The sequence below is a fragment of the Pseudomonas trutticola BRTCR10 genome, from assembly GCF_056155105.1.
On record NZ_CM149552.1, the window covers coordinates 3,950,078 to 3,967,782 of the forward strand.

Sequence of the window (17,705 nt, forward strand, 5' to 3'; positions counted from 1 at the left end):
GAGAAGGACGCCCCCCATGAGCAGCACCGCACTCTCCGATCAACTGACGGCGATGGCGTTCATCGACAAACTGCGCCATGAGCAAAAGCAGATTCAGGATCATCTGGACCTGCCCCGCCGTCGCGCGGACATCGCCGAGCGCATCCGCGCCTACTACATCGGTAACGCCATCGAGTTCGATGACAACCTGATAGAACAAGGTGTGCGGCAGTTTTTCGCCCATCGCCTGAAGCTGGAGACCCCGGCACTCAATGGATTCGATACGTGGCTGGTCAAGTGGCTCAGCCGCCGTGGCGCTTCGCCGGCGAGCGACAAACCGGGAACCATACGCCTGTCGCCACTCATTCTGCTGATCCTGTTATTCAGTGCGCTAATTCTGTGGGCGACTCACCACAACAAGGATGCCGGGAGAGTTGACTACCTCGTCAAAAATGCCTGGCCGATACGCGACAAAAGCTTCACGTTGAACGAGCAAGTGCAGTCAATAACCAAACGTCTCGCGGCGTTGGGCAAGAGTAACGCGGAGCACCCGAACGCGAACGTCGGCCGTTTGCTCCAGCGTGCGCAATCCAGAATGCCAACCAGCGCTTTTCGCACGGATCTTGGTGTGGATTTAAAAATCACCAAAGACAATCTGGACTCGGTGGAACTGCAAGTCATGACACTCAAAGCCCAGCAACTGCGGTTCGAAACCGACTCTAACCAAATCTACAACGACATGAAGTACGCCGGTGCAATCATCTGGATGCGCCAGAGCCTGCGTGACATCAGCGAAGATCCGAAGAGTACCGCCAGGATCGAACAATCCGGCAGTCTGAAACAGCAAATGACCCTGCTCGGGCAACAGCTTGATCGCATCGATAACGAGACGACTCACGACGACGCGTTCTCCACGTTCCGTGATATCGACGACGAGCTGTTTGGCATCGGTCAATAAACCACCGACTGCCTGGCCAGCCGCACGAAAGGACACCTGATGCGCAGCATTCCACTCTCCGAGCAAATGGCGGTAATGGCTCTCATCAAAAACAGGTACTGCAATGACCTCAACCTCCCAGAACCAGGCGTCATCGCCCAGTCAATCGACCGCCAGACAGAAGCCGGCGCACAGTGCCAAAGACTACGAAGACATCCGCCAGGAATGCAGGGAAAAACTGCGCGCCTACAGTGAAAACGAAGCCTATGTCTTCCTGCGTGATCGGGCCTATGGCACCGACCAATACGCGTTCGGTTTTTTCCAGCGTTGGCTCGACGGCCTGCTGGCCAAGCGCATCAACTACGCTGGCAATCGCCAGAACGAGTTGATGCTGCTGGCGATGCAGGCGCGCAATGAAGAGCTGTACGGCAAGCCTGCCCGCTGAGGGTTAATGCTTGCCCACACCCAGAACAGACGACACCACGTAAGGACACTCGATGACCAACTACCTCGAACGGGCACTCACTGGTCTGCGCACGATCGGCATCAACCTGTTTCAACCCGTTCATGATGCACCGGTGATGGTACTGCTCGACCGCGTCGCTCAGTACGACAACAGCAAAGTTACCGCCATCGCTTCGGTACTGCAGCAGTCGACCGCGTTCAACAGCATGGTCCGCGAGCAGACTGAAGGCATGGACATTTCCACGCGCTTCATGGACATCACCCAGCGCTTCACCTCGATCCGTGAAGACGCTTCGGCCATGGCCGAATGGATGGACGACGGTCGCCTCGACACGTTGGAAAAACTCAAGCTGAGCTGGATGAACCTGCGTCGCGGCTCGATTCCCAGCCGCTTCAATGACATCCGCGAAAGCTACTTGCAGGTGTGCAAGTCGGCCAATGACCAGATTGCCCGGGAAAGCGTGGTGCTTGAGGCGTACATGGACTTCCGGATGGCGATGAAAGCCGCAGAAGTCGACGCCCAGCAAGTTCTCGCAGTGGCCGGCCAAGCGCTGGAACAACGCACTCAGGCGCTGAACGACGCCAGTGCTCAGGTCAGCGCTGCCGAGACTTCCGAACCGGCCCGGCGCGCCAGCCTGGAGCTGCAACGCGATGAAGCCGTGCGTGCCCTGCAGGATGAAGACAAGCGCTACCAGATCGTCAAGGACATCGCCGATGACCTCAAGGTCGGGTACAACACCGCCGAAATGATATTTGCCCGAATCAATCAGGTGCACGTGATCAAGGAGCGCCAGTATCAGCGCATGGTCTCGTTCTTCTCCACCAACGAAGTGGTACTCACCGGCCTCGCCGTATCCTTCATCAGCAACAGCGGCCTGGCCGAAGCGACCCACACACTCAATGCCACGACCGAAGGCATCAGCAAAGGGCTCGAAGCGTTGGGCTCTGCCGGCAATCAACAGATTGAGGCGGCGGTCAAAGCCAGCTACGGCTCGACCATCAAGGTCGATTCGGTTCGTGCGCTTGCCGATGCGACCCTGAGCTTCCAGACCGACATGCAGAGCCTGACCGACAGCTACCGCGCCGAATCAAGCAATGCCGCCCGTGACATTGCCGATGCCGTGGAAGATGCCAAGCGCAAGTTTGCAGCGCTGCTGAGCAAGGCTGCCTGACGTTTCCAATGCAAAAACGCCGATGCCCGCCTGGGCATCGGCGTTCGTCTACGTCGATTGACGTTGAAGAATCACGCACATGAAAAAGGGACGCCATTGGGTGTCCCTTTTTTGCCTTTGGGGCAAGCAGATCAATCAACGTTTCATGGCTTCACACTGGTTGCGCAGGTCCCCATCGCCGATGCTCGCACAGCTACTGCCCTGCTTCGCCTCGCAGAAGGCACGCTGATCACGATCCCCGATGCTGGCACATGAACCGCCTTTCTCTGCTTCGCAGGCCGTGCGCAAATCGTAATTGTCGATGGAAGAACAACTAGCGCCTTTCTTGGCGTCACAATAGGCGCGCTGGTCACGATCCTCGATACTGGCGCATGAACCGCCCCTCTCCGCTTCGCAGGCCGTGCGCAAATCGTAATTGTCGATGGAATAACAACTGCTGCCTTCCTGCGTGGCCTGGCAATAGTTGCGTTTGACAGGATCACTGATGCTGGCACAACTGGCGGAAACGTAACCGCTGAACAGCAACAACATCGCAAGAATCAATTTCATCTCACACTTCCTTGGGTTGCCAGGAAACAGCCTGGCACTGCTTGATCCGTTCGAAATGAGCGTCGCGACACGCCATCAAATTGACATCAATTTAAAGGAAAGTTCCCAACGGCACGCAAAGCCATGATTTGAGATTCGACCAAATTTGAAGTCTGAAAAACGCGTAGGAAAACACCCCTTGCGGCGAGGGGATTCATCCCCGATGGGCTACGAAGTGACCCCAAACCAGCGAGCTCATTTCTCCAGATACGCCGCACGCCACGGATTACGAAGCCTGCCTCGCCGAACGCCTCAACGCCGTCCTCAAATACCTCGACCTCATCGCCTGCACCAGCCTCCCCGATTACGCCGAGCACGACAACAACACCGTCACCAACATCGCCCGAATCATGGTCCAGGATGTCAGTGACGTGTTTCGGGTGATCGAGCAGCGAGGTTTCGAAGCGCCGACCTCATAACCAACACACTGCAAAAAGTGCCAACTTCATAAAAGCCCGGTCACCCAATCAGCGATAACGTCGTTGGCACTTCGGAATAATCATCTCCTGACTTCCGCGCCCCTTGTAAGACACGTCTGAACATCACCCACAGAGAACCCGCACCTCACTGTTCCGGCTTTAGTCGACGGTTACTCTTCAAACAAGAGTTCTCCATTCAATAAAGCAGAGCATCCATGGCCAACCACAGCTATATGAGCATTACTGGAAACCGACAAGGTCTGATCTCGGCCGGTTGCTCCGACACAAATTCGATCGGCAACAAATGCCAACTGGGTCACCTCGACGAAATCATGGTCCTGGCCTACTCCCACAACATGACTACCGACAATAACGGCGGCGTCACCGCCGACCGTGGCAAGCACTTACCGATCATGATCACCAAGAACATCGACAAATCCTCCCCCCTCCTGTCCTCCGCACTTCACGAACGCGAAGTGCTCGACTGCACCATTTTCTTCTACCGAACCTCTCCCGCTGGTACTCAGGACAAATACTTCAAAATCCACATCGCCGGTGCAAAAGTCGCCCACATCAACCTCCAGGTCCCCCACGCCATCCATTTGAACGACGCACAGCCACAGGAACTGGTGTCATTCACTTACCGAGAGATCAGTTGGACGCACATTCAGGCGGGCACCTGCGGCTACAGCACTTGGGGCAACGAGGATGAATGAGGATTCGTGTGACATTAACGATGTCACACGGGCTGCTGCTGATCTGGTCGCCTTCGGCTGCCAGATTGGCGCGACTCAGTTGTATGACAGCTTCAGCCAACTTCGATTTAGCGAGATCGTTTCGTCTTATGCGAATGAGATTATTCGGGCGGTGGATGAAGGTGTCATTAGTGCGAAGCAAGGGTTGCTGGCACTGAAAGATGAGTACGCTGACTTATCGGAAAAAGTATTGTTCTATGCGCAAAATGGCGTTGGCGTAGCGGCGGGAGTAATGCAGGCACAAACAGGTACGATATTAATAGGGCAACGGAGAGGTATTAATCTGCCACTGGGGGTAGCGTACTACGCCCATGGCGTTAACAATATTTACGAGGGTCTAGGGAATATTTACAACGGCCCAGGCAAAGAAGGTATCACCGGCCCTACTAGACAGCTCTACCAAGTTTTTTTAGGAGAAAGCGATGGAAATATAAGTTATTACTCAGCCGACTTAAGCCTTTCTATCATTGGCATCTTTAGACTGACTCGCAAAACCGACTCAACCGAACTGTTTATTCGAGATCCGATAAACTATGAGCACGTCTACCATCAGATGGGAAAAGCGGCTTTAGCATTTGAAGCCCTGGTTAACTCATTTACAATAAAAAGCATGACAGACAAAGACGACACAAATAATCCAACATCAAATTAGTTGTATCACAATTCTGTACGCAACCAAAACCATATAGAAATTATCACAAACGCTACCACACCTATAACACCCCGATAAAGATCGGTAAAACCGAATCCTTCACCAACAATCTGAGCGATGAATTGAACGATAACCTCAGCGCAAAACAATGCAGAAATAAAGATATAAAGATAACCGACAATCACTGGAGTTTTTTCTACCTTGGTATCTCGACCAAGCGACTCCGCAAGCTGCTCAACAAAGAAATAACGAAAATTAACAAACAACATCCCCAAAAAAACAAAACCCAAAACAACCTTTTTGACAACTCCATCCAAAGGAAAAACCTTACCAAGGTTATGTACCAGTAGCGCACCATACAACGCACTGAGAAGAATAGTTAGGATAAAAAGACCAACAACTACACAAAACTCTCGAATCAACATATAGAGCCCACACTCACAAGACACACATCACGAGAACTTCTACTCCCCCTCACGCCCTGCCAACTATAAAGAATATCTGTCATGCAATTCAAACATGCCAGAAGAACAATAGCTTCATGGATGCCGCGTCATCAGGTACTTGCTCAGAGCTTTCTTACAAAGCAATACTATCGAGCCTACAAACTTTTCCTTCCATCAAGAAATTACGCCCCCCAAAAGGAATCCCGCACTCCACGCTACTTGACGAATCTCCGCTACGGCGCAAAAAAACTACCTTGCGCATCTCGAAAATGGCTCTGGAATAAATAGTGTCAATTTGATAGCTTCAGCGCCGATTATCCTGCCACCGACCGCTGGATGAGCCTCGAATGACCAGATGACGCAGACGTGCTCAAAAGAAGTCATTCTGTCAGGCAGCCCCCTGCAAGTAATCCCGTCACCTTCATGACCCACCTCAAACCACTACGGACAGAAATGCCATGAAACTGTTGTACGCAGGCTCGGCCCTGCTTTTGATCGCAGGTTGCGCGCCAATGCCGCAATACGAGCCCCCGGCCAACGGACCTCAAGCGCAGATTCGCAGTGAGATGGACGCATTGCTCAGCCGTCACAACTACATCGCCCTCAGCGCAGCGCCGACCATTGCCTGTAAGTACGGCAGATCAGTCCCGGTGACACCCGAGCGGCAATTATTTTCGGTCAGAGGGGGATATCCAACGGAGCATCAGGGTTTTCGAGCCATTGAGGCCGGCAAGCCGATCCGCCTGGTGCTTGAGGGTGCGGCCACAGCGCAACGCAGGTGCTCGGTCGAATTTGTCACCGAGTTCAAGCCGGGCGCACGATATGTGGTCAAAGGTGGAATCAGCGATGGCCCGACTGTCATCAGTAGCTGCCAGATCAACATCGTTGATCTGGATTCCGGAGCTCGACTGGTTCTGGCTGAGCAGACACCGGCCAACAACTGTGCTCTGGATCGGTTAAGCATGCCAACGCCCTGAGGGCGCTGTCATTGAATGCGCATGAAGCGGCCATCCGCCGCTTCTGGCATCGGTCAGTAATCAGAAGTTGGCGGGCGTATTCGCACTAATAATCTCAGCCTCATCCGCCCCGATATTGCGGAACTTGTGCGGCAACGTTGTCGGAAAGTAATACCCATCCCCCGCATTCAAAACACTCACCGACCCATCCACGGTCAACTCAACCGTCCCACGCGTCACCAGCCCGCACTCCTCACCTTCCGCATGCACAATCGGCTCTTCCCCGGAGCTCGCGCCCGGTGCGTATTGCTCGCGCAGCAAGCGCATCTGGCGGCTTGGCACTGAGGCGCCGATCAGTAGCAGACGCAGGCCATGGCGGCCAAGATCGGGCTGTTCGTTGGCGCGGAAGACGTATTGATGCTCGCGCGGCGGTTGGTCGAAGGTGAAGAAGTCGGCCAGGGACATCGGGATGCCTTCGAGCAGCTTTTTCAGGGAGCTGACCGAGGGACTGACGCGATTCTGTTCGATCAGGGAAATGGTGGCATTGGTCACGCCGCTACGCCGGGCCAGCTCGCGCTGGGAGAGTTTGTAGCTTTCGCGTACTAGTTTGAGTCGAGAACCCGTATCCATGACAGCCTTATGTTGAGGTACTTAAGGGTAATGGGGGTGGGTGGCGGGTGACGCGCCGGGGCGCGGATCACGTTGCTCCCGTGTCCCGGAACCGTGAAAGGCGGCTATTAAATCACGTTTGCTGATGTTGCTCAGCAGGTTCGATGGACGGTGCGGCAAAAGTCCTTCTTGCCTTGGTAATACAGTGCCTGTGGGAGCGAGCCTGCTCGCGAAAGCGGTGCGTCAGGCGCCATGGATGTTGGCTGATATGACCTCTTCGCGAGCAGGCTCGCTCCCACAGTTGGATCTCTTTTGTGTCAGTTGGCTTTGTGGAGGTTGTCAGGCCGTCATCGCTGGCAAGCCAGACTCCCACAGGGTTGGTGGTGTTTCTGTTGGAGTGATGATGCCCTTGCTGGCCTCGTCGCGAGCAGGCTCACTCCTACATTTTGATCTTTGGTGTATCAGATAAAAAACCGGCGGGGTCTTGGGGGCCGCCGCCGGGGAGGTAACCTAGATGCCGAAGCGGTCACGCAGCGAGTAGTACACCGCGCCGAGGGCAGTCAACGGCGCCGAGAACGTGCGGCCGCCGAGCATCGGCATGTGCGGCAGCGAGGCGAACGCATCGAAGCGTTCGGCGTCGCCACGGATCATTTCCGAGATCAGTTTGCCGGCCAGGTGCGAGCAAGTGACGCCGTGGCCGCTGTAGCCTTGCATGTAGTAGGCGTTTTTCTCGATGCGGCCGAATTGCGGCATACGCGACATGGTCAGCAAGAAGTTGCCGGTCCAGCGGTAGTCGATTTTGACGTCTTTGAGCTGCGGGAAAGTCTTGAGAATCTTCGGGCGGATCAGTTGTTCGATGTCGTCCGGTTCACGCGCACCGTAGACCACGCCGCCGCCGTACAGCAGGCGGTTGTCGGCAGTCAGACGGTAGTAGTCGAGCAGATAGTTGCAGTCTTCGACGCAGTAGTTGTTGGTGATCAGGCTGCGCGCCTGTTTTTCAGTCAACGGTTCGGTGACGACGATCTGCGAGCCGCACGGCATGCTTTTCGCGGTCACGCGGTTGTCCAGACCTTGCGGCAGGTAGGCGTTGCCGGCGATCAGCAAGTACTTGGCGCGCACTTGGCCTTTGGCGGTGCGTACGACGTTTGGCTCGCCGTACTTGATTTCGACGGCCGCCGATTGCTCGTAGATCTTGCCGCCCAGACGCACAATGGCCGCCGCTTCACCGAGGGCCAGGTTCAACGGGTGAACGTGGCCGCCCTGCATGTCCAGCAAGCCGCCGACGTAGGCATCGGAACCGACTTCACGACGAATATCCGCAGCGTCAAGCATCTTCAGATTGCGGTTGCCGTAACGTTCCCAGCTGCGCTTTTGCTCTGCCAGACCGTTGAGTTGTTTCTTGTTCATCGCTGCGAAGATGCCGCCCGGGCGGTAATCGCATTTGATGTCGTAGTCCTTGATGCGCGAACGGATGATGTCGGCGCCTTCGAAGATCATGCTGCCGAGGATTTCCGCAATCTTGTCGCCGTAGCGTTCTTCGATCACATCGACGTCGCGACTGTAGGAGTTGACCAGTTGCCCGCCGTTGCGACCGCTGGCGCCGTAGCCGACTTTTGCCGCTTCCAGTACGGTCACCTTGTAGCCGGCTTCGGTCAGGAACAGCGCCGAGGACAGACCGGTGTAGCCGGCGCCGATGATGCAGACGTCGCACTCGACCGACTCTTCAAGAGTCGGGAAGTCGATGACTTCGTTGCGGGTGGCGGCGTAGTAGCTGTTGACGTGTTGTTGTTTCATTTTATTGTTCTCCGAGGGTCGCCGGTTAAAGCGACCACCGTTGTAAAAGAGTTAGAGCTTGATCCAGGTCGCTTTCAGCTCGGTGTACTTGTCGAACGCGTGCAGCGATTTGTCGCGACCGTTGCCCGACTGCTTGAAGCCACCGAACGGCGCGGTCATGTCGCCGCCGTCGTACTGGTTGACCCAGACGCTACCGGCGCGCAGGCCCCGGGCGAAGGTGTGCGCCTTGCTCAGGTTGCTGGTCCACACACCGGCGGCGAGGCCGAAGATGCTGTCGTTGGCGATCTGCAGCGCTTCTTCAGCGGTGTCGAAGGTGATCAGCGACAGCACCGGGCCGAAGATTTCTTCGCGGGCGATGGTCATCGCATTGGTCACGCCATCGAAGATCGCCGGCTGCACATAGAGGCCACCGGTTTCTTCGAGAGCGCGTTGGCCGCCAGCAATCAGCTCGGCGCCCTCCTCACGTCCGATGCTGATGTAGCGCAGCACGTTGTCCAGTTGACGCTGATCGACCACGGCACCCACGGTGGTCGCCGGGTCCAGTGCGTGACCCGGCTTCCACGCTTGCAGTGCTTCCACCAGCAACGGGATGAACTGCTCGCGGATCGAACGCTCGACCAGCAGACGCGAACCGGCGGTGCACACTTCGCCCTGGTTGAAGGCGATGGCGCCGGCGGCGGCCTGGGCTGCTGCGCGCAAGTCCGGTGCGTCGGCAAACACCACGTTCGGGCTCTTGCCCCCCGCTTCGAGCCAGACGCGTTTCATGTTGCTTTGGCCGGCATAAATCATCAGCTGTTTGGCAATCGCCGTGGAGCCGGTGAAGGCCAGCACGTCGACGTCCATGTGCAACGCCAACGCCTTGCCGACGGTGTGACCGAAGCCTGGCAGAACGTTGAACACGCCTTTTGGAATGCCGGCATCCAACGCCAACTGCGCGATGCGGATGGCGGTCAGCGGCGACTTTTCCGAAGGTTTGAGAATGAACGAGTTGCCAGCTGCCAACGCTGGAGCGAATTTCCAGCTGGCCATGATCAACGGGAAGTTCCACGGCACGATGGCCGCGACGACACCGGAAGGCTCGCGAGTGACGAGGCCGAGTTGATCGTGCGGGGTGGCCGCCACTTCGTCGTAGATCTTGTCGATGGCTTCGGCGCTCCAGCGAATCGCGTTGGCGGTCGCCGGGATGTCGATGCTCATCGAGTCGCTGATCGGTTTGCCCATGTCGAGGGTTTCCAGCAGCGCCAGTTCTTCCTGGTGCTGCAGGATCAGATCAGCGAAGCGGATCAGGATGCGTTTGCGCTCGGCCGGGGCTTTTTTCGCCCACACGCCGGACTCGAAAGACTGGCGCGCGACTTCCACGGCGAGGTTGGCGTCGGCTTCGTCGGTGCTGGCCACGGAGGCGAGGAAACGGCCGTCAACGGGGCTCAGGCATTCGAAGGTGTCGCCGCTGATCGCCGGGCGGTATTCGCCGTTGATAAAGGCGCGGGATTCGATGGTCAGGGACTGGAAGCGTTGTTCCCAGTCGTTGCGGGTTGTAGTCATTGTTGTGGCTCGACAAGGGGGAATTGGGTGATTGCCGAAATGCCGACAATCTTCACGACCTGACCAAAACCCTGTGGGAGCGGGCTTGCCCGCGATAGCGGTGGGTCAGTCGCCTTCAATGCTGAAGGTGACGGCCTCATCGCGGGCAAGCCCGCTCCCACAGGGGTTGGTGGTGTGCATCAGGAATCGCTATAGGTCTTTAGACCGTATGCAGATACCAGTTGTACTCAAGGTCAGAGATCGAGTTCTCGAACTCGGCCAGCTCGCTTTCTTTACAAGCGACGAACACGTCGATGTACAGAGGGTCGATGTAGCGGGCCATGACTTCGCTGTCGTCCAGTTCGCGCAGTGCGTCGCGCAGGTTGTTCGGCAGGCTCTGCTCGTTCTGCTCGTAGCTGTTGCCTTCCACCGGGGCGCCCGGTTCGATCTGATTGGTCAGACCGTGGTGAATACCGGCCAGTACCGATGCCATCAACAGGTACGGGTTGGCGTCGGCACCGGCAACACGATGCTCGATGCGCACGGCGTCGGCGGAACCGGTCGGTACGCGCACGGCCACGGTGCGGTTGTCGATGCCCCAGCTCGGCGAGTTCGGTACGTAGAACTGCGCGCCGAAGCGGCGGTACGAGTTGACGTTCGGACACAGGAACGCCATTTGCGCAGGCAGGGTCTCCAGCACACCGCCGATCGCGTGACGCAGCGCGGCGTTCTGCTCGGGATCCTCGCTGGCAAAGATGTTGTTGCCTTCTTTGTCCAGAATCGAAATGTGTACGTGCAGACCGTTGCCCGCCTGGCCCGGATACGGCTTGGCCATGAAGGTGGTATCCATCTCGTGGTCGTAGGCGATGTTTTTCACCAGACGCTTGAGCAGGACGGCGTAGTCGCACGCCTTGATCGGGTCGGAGACGTGATGCAGGTTGACTTCGAACTGCGCCGGGGCGCTTTCCTTGACGATGGCGTCAGCGGGGATGCCCTGCTCTTTCGCGCCTTCGAGGATGTCTTGCAGGCAGTCGACGTATTCGTCGAGGTCGTCGATCAGGTAGACCTGAGTCGACACCGGACGCTTGCCCGATACCGGCGAACGTGGCGACTGCGGACGACCGTTCACGTTGTCCTGATCGATCAGGTAGAACTCGAGTTCGAACGCGGCGCAGATGGTCAGGCCCATGTCATCGAACTTGCGCACGACGTTGGCCAGCACTTCACGCGGGTCGGCGAAGAACGGCTCGCCTTCGAGCTCGTGCATGGTCATCAGCAATTGGGCGGTTGGGCGCTTCTGCCACGGCTCGATGCTCAGGGTGCCGGGGATCGGGTAGCAGATGCGGTCAGCGTCGCCGATGTCCAGACCCAGGCCGGTGCTTTCCACCGTGGAGCCATTGATGTCGAGGGCGAAGAGCGAGGCCGGCAGGTTGATGCCTTTCTCGTAAACCTTATGAAGACTGGTGCGTTCGATGCGCTTGCCGCGCACCACACCGTTCATATCCGCAATCAGAAGGTCGACGTACAAAACCTCAGGATATTTCTTAAGGAATGCGTTTGCTTCGTTGAGTTGAACGGTACGCAGAGGGACCGACATGATGCACCTATTTAGCTGTTAATTATTATGTTCACTGCTGTTTCGCCGAGCCAGTCAACCCGAACGGCAAAGTGAAGTCAATAGCGAACAGCTGGCCGCTCAGCCTTTATTTTTAGGGCCTTTTTTAACACTCTCGTGCCAATACAGGTGCCAGAGGCCCGGAAATCATGAAGATTTGATGAGCGGCGTTTAGAATTTTTTACATGGCAGTTGTTAATTAAAATCAACGAGGCTAAGCTCCGGAAAAGCTCGTTCAAGTGTCAAACTTCGAGGTGAATAAAAATGGCATTCAAGCCATTGATCGGCGTTACTGCGTGCGTCAAACAGATTGGCCTGCACCCCTATCACATCAGCGGCGACAAATACGTTCGCGCTGTCAGCGTTGCGGCGCTGGGGTTGCCAGTGGTCATTCCTTCCCTTGGCAACCTGACTGAAATCGAGGACCTGCTCGGTCAACTCGACGGTCTGCTGCTGACCGGTTCGCCCTCGAATGTGGAACCTTTCCACTATCAAGGCCCGGCCAGCGCCCCCGGCACGGATCACGATCCGGCGCGGGATGCCACCACCCTTCCTTTATTGCGTGCAGCCATCGCGGCGGGCGTTCCGGTGCTCGGCATCTGCCGTGGTTTCCAGGAAATGAACGTGGCGTTCGGCGGCAGCCTGCATCAGAAAGTGCACGAGTTGCCGGGCATGCTCGATCACCGCGAAGCCGATAGTCCGGACGTGGCCGTGCAATACGCACTGGCTCACGCCGTGACCGTGCTGGATGGCGGCGTGTTCGAAGCGCTGGAGTTGCCGGGCGAGTTCCAGGTCAACTCGATCCACAGTCAGGGCATCGACCGCCTCGGCCCCGGCCTGCGCGCCGAAGCGGTGGCGCCGGACGGTCTGATCGAGGCGATCTCGGTCGAGCACAGCCCGTCGTTTGCCCTCGGCGTGCAATGGCACCCGGAATGGCAAGTGCTCGACAACCCGAACTACCTGAAGATTTTCCAGGCATTCGGCGAGGCTTGCCGGCAACGGGCGGCGCGACGCAACCAGCGCTGACACACCCCGGGATTTCAAAACTGTTTACTGCCCCCACGGGGTCGGCGGTTGCGCGTGTGCGTATCCGTCATCCGTGAAAACAACAAACCGTAATAACAACAAGTACGACCCAGGCAGCCAGGACGGCGGCGCCGACCAAGCCGGATCGGTATGAGCTGTCCCCGTCAGATCAATGCAAAACCCTGTGGGAGCTGGCTTGCCAGCGATGAGGCCATCACCTTCAACATAATGGGTGACTGACCCTCCGCCATCGCTGGCAAGCCAGCTCCCACAGGGGGATGTGATCCGACCGGGAATGCACTTACAGATCTGCAATCCACTCTTAAGCCAGGCCACGTTGGCCCGGCGACTGAAACCTGTTGGGAGTTTCACATGGCAAACGCCTCCAGCACTTACAGGAAGGCACTTGAAGGTCATCAGCAACCGAAAAAGGTGTTGGTGAAAGTCGATCGTGTCACCAAGAAGTTCGACGAAACCACGGCAGTGGACGACGTGTCCCTGGAGATCCATCAGGGCGAAATCTTTGCCTTGCTTGGCGGCTCCGGTTCGGGCAAATCGACCCTGCTGCGCATGCTCGCCGGTTTCGAGCGGCCGACTGAAGGGCGGATTCTGCTCGACGGCGTGGACATCACCGACATGCCGCCGTACGAGCGGCCGATCAACATGATGTTCCAGTCCTACGCGCTGTTCCCACACATGACCGTCGCGCAGAACATCGCCTTCGGCTTGAAACAGGACCGTTTGCCGGCCAGCGAAATCGACGCCCGCGTCGAAGAAATGCTGCGCCTGGTGCACATGACCCAATACGCCAAACGCAAGCCGCATCAACTCTCCGGCGGTCAGCGCCAGCGCGTCGCCCTCGCCCGCTCGCTGGCCAAGCGGCCGAAGCTGTTGCTGCTCGACGAACCAATGGGCGCGCTGGATAAAAAGCTGCGTTCGCAGATGCAGCTTGAGCTGGTAGAGATCATCGAGCGCGTCGGCGTGACTTGCGTGATGGTGACCCACGACCAGGAAGAGGCCATGACCATGGCCGAGCGCATTGCGATCATGCACCTGGGCTGGATCGCCCAGATCGGCAGCCCGGTCGACATTTATGAAGCCCCGGTCAGCCGCATGGTCTGCGAGTTCATCGGCAACGTGAACGCCTTCGACGGCACCGTGGTGGAAGACCTTGAAGGTCACGCGATCATCCACAGCCCGGATTTGCAGCAGAAGATCTACGTCGGTCACGGCGTCAGCACTTCGGTGCAGGACAAGTCGATCACCTACGCGATCCGCCCGGAAAAAATGCTCGTCAGCACCATCAAACCGGAAGTCCGCTACAACTGGTCCGAAGGCAAGGTGCATGACATTGCTTACCTCGGCGGTCACTCGGTGTTCTACGTCGAATTGCCCGGCGGCAAAATCGTCCAGTCGTTCATGGCCAACGCCGAACGCCGTGGTGCGCGTCCGACCTGGGACGACAAGGTTTACGTCTGGTGGGAAGACGACAGCGGCGTGGTGCTGCGCTCATGAGAACCTTCAATCAGCAATTCCTGCGCCTGGTGCCCAGCGGACGAAAACTGGTGATCGGCATTCCGTTCATCTGGCTGTTCCTGTTCTTCATGCTGCCGTTTTTTCTGGTGATGAAGATCAGCTTTTCGGAAGCCGCACTGTCGATCCCGCCGTACTCGGAGATCTACACCTACGCCGAACAGAAATTCCAGCTGCTGCTGAACATCGGCAACTACAGCATGCTCGGCGAAGACGAGTTGTACCTGTCGGCTTACCTCGGTTCGCTGAAGGTCGCGGCACTGAGCACGATGATGTGCCTGCTGATCGGTTTCCCGATGGCCTACGCGATCACCAAAACCGGCAAGGAAACGCAAAACGTCCTGCTGCTGTTGATCATGATGCCGACCTGGACCGCAATCCTGATCCGCGTTTACGCGTGGATGGGCATTCTCAGCAACAACGGTCTGCTCAACGCGTTTCTGATGTGGACGGGGCTCACCGATCACCCGATCGAGATCCTCAACACCAACACGGCTGTGTACATCGGCGTGGTCTACGCGTATCTGCCGTTCATGGTGCTGCCGCTGTACGCCAACCTGGTGAAGCACGACGGCAGCCTGCTGGAAGCCGCTTCGGATCTGGGTTCGAGCAACTTCAACAACTTCTGGAAAATCACCGTGCCGCTGGCCAAGAACGGGATTATTGCCGGCTGCATGCTGGTGTTCATTCCGGTGGTCGGTGAGTTCGTGATTCCGGAACTGTTGGGCGGCCCGGAGACCCTGATGATCGGTCGCGTGCTGTGGCAAGAGTTCTTCAATAACCGCGACTGGCCGGTGGCGTCTGCCCTGGCGGTGGTGATGCTGTTGATCCTGATTGTGCCAATTCTGCTGTTCAACCGCAGCCAGGCCAAAGAGATGGAGGCACGGGGATGAAACGCTTCGGTTTTTCCAAGTTCATGTTGATCTTCGGCCTGATGTTCATCTATCTGCCGATGCTGATTCTGGTGATCTACTCGTTTAACGCCTCGAAACTGGTGACGGTGTGGGGCGGCTGGTCGGTGAAGTGGTACGTCGGCTTGCTCGACAACACGCAACTGATGGGCTCGGTGGTGCGCTCGCTGGAAATCGCCTGCTACACCGCGATTGCTGCGGTGGCCTTGGGCACCCTCGCCGCCTTCGTGCTGACGCGCGTCACCCGCTTCAAGGGCCGCACGCTGTTTGGTGGCCTGGTCACAGCGCCGTTGGTGATGCCGGAAGTGATCACCGGTCTGTCGCTGTTGCTGCTGTTCGTGGCGATGGCGCAACTGATCGGCTGGCCGCAGGAACGTGGCATCGTGACGATCTGGATCGCCCACACCACGTTTTGTGCAGCCTATGTGGCGGTGGTAGTCTCCGCCCGCCTGCGTGAACTGGACCTGTCGATCGAAGAAGCGGCGATGGATCTGGGCGCGAAGCCGTTCAAGGTGTTTTTCCTGATCACGATTCCGATGATCGCGCCGTCGCTGGCAGCGGGCGGGATGATGTCGTTCGCCTTGTCGCTGGATGACCTGGTGCTGGCGAGCTTCGTGTCCGGGCCGGGCTCCACCACCCTGCCGATGGAAGTGTTCTCGGCGGTGCGTCTGGGCGTGAAGCCTGAGATCAACGCGGTGGCGAGCTTGATTCTGCTGGCGGTGTCGCTGGTGACTTTCCTGGTCTGGTACTTCGGCCGCAAGGCAGAGGCCAGCCGCAAGAAGGCGATTCAGGAAGCGATGGATCAGACGGCGAATGAGTCGTGGCAGCCGCAAAGAGCCGCCACCACAGCCTGACAGCTTGATGGAGATCCATTGTGGCGAGGGGATTTATCCCCTCACCACAGAAGCTCTCTCCCAAGGTTTTATGTACACCCGGTTTGCGTTTTTGAATAAGAAGAATGGAGTTTCACCGATGAAAATGTTTGGCAGGACTCTGCTGACACTGTCCTTAATGGGCGCAATCGTCATGGGCGCCCAGGCCAACGACAAGGTGCTGCGTGTTTACAACTGGTCCGATTACATCGCGCCGGACACCGTCAAGAAGTTCGAAGACGAGACCGGTATCCGCGTGACCTACGACGTCTTCGACAGCAACGAGACCCTTGAGGCGCGTTTGCTGGCGGGCAAATCCGGTTACGACCTGGTCGTGCCGTCCAACAGTTTCCTGGCCAAGCAGATCAAGGCCGGCGTCTATCAGACGCTGGATAAATCAAAGCTGCCGAACTGGAAGAATCTCAACCCGGTGCTGCTGAAAAACGCTGCCGCCAGTGATCCGGACAACGCCCACGCGTTCCCGTACATGTGGGGTTCGATCGGCATCGGTTTCAACCCGGCCAAGGTCAAGGAAGTGCTCGGCGCCAATGCCCCGACCAACTCCTGGGACTTGCTGTTCAAGCCGGAAAACGCTGAAAAGCTCAAAGCCTGCGGCATCAGCTTCCTCGACTCGCCGACCGAAATGATCCCGGCCGCCCTGCACTATCTGGGTTATCCGGTGAACGACAAGGACAAGGCGCACATCCTCGAAGCCGAAGCACTGTTCATGAAAATCCGCCCGTACGTGGCGTACTTCCATTCTTCGAAGTACATCTCGGATCTGGCCAACGGCAACATCTGCGTGGCCGTCGGTTATTCCGGTGACGTGCTGCAGGCCAAGGCCCGCGCCGTGGAATCGGGCAACAAGGTGAAGATCGACTACAGCATCCCCAAGGAAGGCGCCGGCAGTTTCTACGACATGGTCGCCATCCCGCGCGATGCGGCGAACGTCGAGAACGCTTACTTGTTCATGGACTTCCTGATGCGCCCGGACATCATTGCCGAGATCACCAACAGCAACGGCTACAGCAATGCCAACTCGGCCGCTACACCGCTGGTGGACGAAGCGATCCGCAACGACCCGGGCTCTTATCCGTCGCAGGCGGTGATGGCGACTTTGTATGCGGTACCGGATCAGCCGATCGCCACCCAGCGGATCATGACCCGTGGCTGGACCCGAGTGAAACTCGGCAAGTAACCCTACGGAGTTGGAGTTCCAACAACACTGATGAACATGTGGGAGCTGGCTTGCCAGCGATGACGGTGGGTCAGGCAAAGGTGATTCGGATGTGCTGACCCCATCGCTGGCAAGCCAGCTCCCACAGGGTTTTGAGATCACATTCAGACAGTGCCAGGCCCAGGATTTTCTTAGCTTAAATAATTCAGTGCTTTTCCGTTCACGCAGCGCCTTACCACCGCTGCACCCTGCAATGAACGGCCTCACCTGGCTCCCTC

17 protein-coding genes and 1 pseudogene are annotated in these 17,705 nt (G+C 57.4%); 12 read left to right on the forward strand and 6 right to left on the reverse strand.

All coding sequences use genetic code 11. The features are described 5' to 3' along the window. Window positions 1-16 precede the first annotated feature (16 nt). From ACVVH8_RS17840 to ACVVH8_RS17850, 3 genes are all read left to right on the forward strand, one after another. A complete protein-coding gene (locus ACVVH8_RS17840) occupies window positions 17-937 on the forward strand; it encodes a DUF6384 family protein (RefSeq protein WP_401296832.1) in 921 nt (306 codons plus the stop codon). Window positions 938-1,040: 103 nt separating this feature from the next. Further along, window positions 1,041-1,361, forward strand: a complete 321-nt coding sequence (locus ACVVH8_RS17845; protein WP_475225299.1) for a hypothetical protein — start codon at window positions 1,041-1,043, stop codon at window positions 1,359-1,361. Between the two features lie 52 nt (window positions 1,362-1,413). After that, window positions 1,414-2,553, forward strand: a complete 1,140-nt coding sequence (locus ACVVH8_RS17850; RefSeq protein WP_475225302.1) for a merozoite surface protein 3b — start codon at window positions 1,414-1,416, stop codon at window positions 2,551-2,553. A gap of 135 nt (window positions 2,554-2,688) precedes the next feature. On the opposite strand, the gene ACVVH8_RS17855 is transcribed toward ACVVH8_RS17850, so the two are convergent. Continuing rightward, entirely contained in the window at window positions 2,689-3,102 is a 414-nt protein-coding gene (locus tag ACVVH8_RS17855) for a hypothetical protein (protein ID WP_212809276.1), read from the reverse strand. A gap of 275 nt (window positions 3,103-3,377) precedes the next feature. Between ACVVH8_RS17855 and ACVVH8_RS17860 the strand changes: the two are divergent. From ACVVH8_RS17860 to ACVVH8_RS17870, 3 genes and pseudogenes are all read left to right on the forward strand, one after another. Further along, window positions 3,378-3,560 (forward strand): annotated as a pseudogene (locus tag ACVVH8_RS17860) (fructose-bisphosphate aldolase); the annotation flags it as partial. Between the two features lie 215 nt (window positions 3,561-3,775). Further along, window positions 3,776-4,276: an Hcp family type VI secretion system effector gene (locus tag ACVVH8_RS17865; RefSeq protein WP_103305924.1), complete on the forward strand. Its 501-nt coding sequence runs from the start codon at window positions 3,776-3,778 to the stop codon at window positions 4,274-4,276. After that, window positions 4,269-4,967 (forward strand): DUF4225 domain-containing protein, encoded by a 699-nt coding sequence (locus tag ACVVH8_RS17870; RefSeq protein ID WP_475225304.1) that lies wholly within the window; start codon window positions 4,269-4,271, stop codon window positions 4,965-4,967. The genes ACVVH8_RS17865 and ACVVH8_RS17870 overlap by 8 nt, the downstream gene beginning before the upstream one ends. A gap of 5 nt (window positions 4,968-4,972) precedes the next feature. Here the strand turns inward: ACVVH8_RS17870 and ACVVH8_RS17875 are convergent, their stop codons facing one another. Continuing rightward, on the reverse strand, window positions 4,973-5,392 hold the full coding sequence (locus ACVVH8_RS17875; RefSeq protein WP_103305922.1) for a hypothetical protein: 420 nt from the start codon (window positions 5,390-5,392) through the stop codon (window positions 4,973-4,975). A gap of 533 nt (window positions 5,393-5,925) precedes the next feature. Here ACVVH8_RS17875 and ACVVH8_RS17880 point away from each other — a divergent pair. Next, on the forward strand, window positions 5,926-6,390 hold the full coding sequence (locus tag ACVVH8_RS17880; RefSeq protein ID WP_401296821.1) for a hypothetical protein: 465 nt from the start codon (window positions 5,926-5,928) through the stop codon (window positions 6,388-6,390). 60 nt (window positions 6,391-6,450) lie between these two features. On the opposite strand, the gene ACVVH8_RS17885 is transcribed toward ACVVH8_RS17880, so the two are convergent. From ACVVH8_RS17885 to ACVVH8_RS17900, 4 genes are all read right to left on the reverse strand, one after another. Next, on the reverse strand, window positions 6,451-6,999 hold the full coding sequence (locus ACVVH8_RS17885; RefSeq protein ID WP_007950154.1) for a cupin domain-containing protein: 549 nt from the start codon (window positions 6,997-6,999) through the stop codon (window positions 6,451-6,453). Window positions 7,000-7,488: 489 nt separating this feature from the next. Then, window positions 7,489-8,772: an NAD(P)/FAD-dependent oxidoreductase gene (locus ACVVH8_RS17890; RefSeq protein ID WP_475225306.1), complete on the reverse strand. Its 1,284-nt coding sequence runs from the start codon at window positions 8,770-8,772 to the stop codon at window positions 7,489-7,491. Between the two features lie 51 nt (window positions 8,773-8,823). Continuing rightward, a complete protein-coding gene (locus ACVVH8_RS17895) occupies window positions 8,824-10,314 on the reverse strand; it encodes an aldehyde dehydrogenase (RefSeq protein ID WP_212809282.1) in 1,491 nt (496 codons plus the stop codon). A gap of 199 nt (window positions 10,315-10,513) precedes the next feature. Further along, entirely contained in the window at window positions 10,514-11,890 is a 1,377-nt protein-coding gene (locus ACVVH8_RS17900) for a glutamine synthetase family protein (protein WP_103305918.1), read from the reverse strand. Between the two features lie 282 nt (window positions 11,891-12,172). On the opposite strand from ACVVH8_RS17900, the gene ACVVH8_RS17905 reads away from it, so the two are divergent. The 5 genes from ACVVH8_RS17905 to ACVVH8_RS17925 all read left to right on the forward strand — a co-directional run bounded on the left by ACVVH8_RS17905 (window position 12,173) and on the right by ACVVH8_RS17925 (window position 17,448). Beyond that, on the forward strand, window positions 12,173-12,934 hold the full coding sequence (locus ACVVH8_RS17905) for a gamma-glutamyl-gamma-aminobutyrate hydrolase family protein (RefSeq protein ID WP_475225309.1): 762 nt from the start codon (window positions 12,173-12,175) through the stop codon (window positions 12,932-12,934). Window positions 12,935-13,306: 372 nt separating this feature from the next. Then, window positions 13,307-14,449, forward strand: coding sequence for a polyamine ABC transporter ATP-binding protein (gene potA / locus ACVVH8_RS17910; protein ID WP_007962457.1), 1,143 nt, complete (start codon window positions 13,307-13,309; stop codon window positions 14,447-14,449). Window positions 14,450-14,478: 29 nt separating this feature from the next. Next, window positions 14,479-15,360, forward strand: a complete 882-nt coding sequence (locus ACVVH8_RS17915; protein WP_401298853.1) for an ABC transporter permease subunit — start codon at window positions 14,479-14,481, stop codon at window positions 15,358-15,360. Next, complete coding sequence (locus tag ACVVH8_RS17920) at window positions 15,357-16,232, forward strand: ABC transporter permease subunit (RefSeq protein ID WP_166217076.1); 876 nt, start codon at window positions 15,357-15,359, stop codon at window positions 16,230-16,232. The genes ACVVH8_RS17915 and ACVVH8_RS17920 overlap by 4 nt, the downstream gene beginning before the upstream one ends. A 118-nt stretch (window positions 16,233-16,350) precedes the next feature. Beyond that, window positions 16,351-17,448, forward strand: coding sequence for a polyamine ABC transporter substrate-binding protein (locus ACVVH8_RS17925; protein ID WP_475225311.1), 1,098 nt, complete (start codon window positions 16,351-16,353; stop codon window positions 17,446-17,448). Window positions 17,449-17,705 lie beyond the last annotated feature (257 nt).

What these genes read in the sequence shown, in the direction of transcription:
- ACVVH8_RS17840 (WP_401296832.1), top strand. Translation starts at nt 17, where the DNA reads ATGAGCAGCACCGCACTCTCCGATCAACTGACGGCGATGGCGTTCATC.
- ACVVH8_RS17845 (WP_475225299.1), top strand. Translation starts at nt 1,041, where the DNA reads ATGACCTCAACCTCCCAGAACCAGGCGTCATCGCCCAGTCAATCGACC.
- ACVVH8_RS17850 (WP_475225302.1), top strand. Translation starts at nt 1,414, where the DNA reads ATGACCAACTACCTCGAACGGGCACTCACTGGTCTGCGCACGATCGGC.
- ACVVH8_RS17855 (WP_212809276.1), bottom strand. Translation starts at nt 3,102, where the DNA reads ATGAAATTGATTCTTGCGATGTTGTTGCTGTTCAGCGGTTACGTTTCC.
- ACVVH8_RS17865 (WP_103305924.1), top strand. Translation starts at nt 3,776, where the DNA reads ATGGCCAACCACAGCTATATGAGCATTACTGGAAACCGACAAGGTCTG.
- ACVVH8_RS17870 (WP_475225304.1), top strand. Translation starts at nt 4,269, where the DNA reads ATGAATGAGGATTCGTGTGACATTAACGATGTCACACGGGCTGCTGCT.
- ACVVH8_RS17875 (WP_103305922.1), bottom strand. Translation starts at nt 5,392, where the DNA reads ATGTTGATTCGAGAGTTTTGTGTAGTTGTTGGTCTTTTTATCCTAACT.
- ACVVH8_RS17880 (WP_401296821.1), top strand. Translation starts at nt 5,926, where the DNA reads ATGCCGCAATACGAGCCCCCGGCCAACGGACCTCAAGCGCAGATTCGC.
- ACVVH8_RS17885 (WP_007950154.1), bottom strand. Translation starts at nt 6,999, where the DNA reads ATGGATACGGGTTCTCGACTCAAACTAGTACGCGAAAGCTACAAACTC.
- ACVVH8_RS17890 (WP_475225306.1), bottom strand. Translation starts at nt 8,772, where the DNA reads ATGAAACAACAACACGTCAACAGCTACTACGCCGCCACCCGCAACGAA.
- ACVVH8_RS17895 (WP_212809282.1), bottom strand. Translation starts at nt 10,314, where the DNA reads ATGACTACAACCCGCAACGACTGGGAACAACGCTTCCAGTCCCTGACC.
- ACVVH8_RS17900 (WP_103305918.1), bottom strand. Translation starts at nt 11,890, where the DNA reads ATGTCGGTCCCTCTGCGTACCGTTCAACTCAACGAAGCAAACGCATTC.
- ACVVH8_RS17905 (WP_475225309.1), top strand. Translation starts at nt 12,173, where the DNA reads ATGGCATTCAAGCCATTGATCGGCGTTACTGCGTGCGTCAAACAGATT.
- potA (WP_007962457.1), top strand. Translation starts at nt 13,307, where the DNA reads ATGGCAAACGCCTCCAGCACTTACAGGAAGGCACTTGAAGGTCATCAG.
- ACVVH8_RS17920 (WP_166217076.1), top strand. Translation starts at nt 15,357, where the DNA reads ATGAAACGCTTCGGTTTTTCCAAGTTCATGTTGATCTTCGGCCTGATG.
- ACVVH8_RS17925 (WP_475225311.1), top strand. Translation starts at nt 16,351, where the DNA reads ATGAAAATGTTTGGCAGGACTCTGCTGACACTGTCCTTAATGGGCGCA.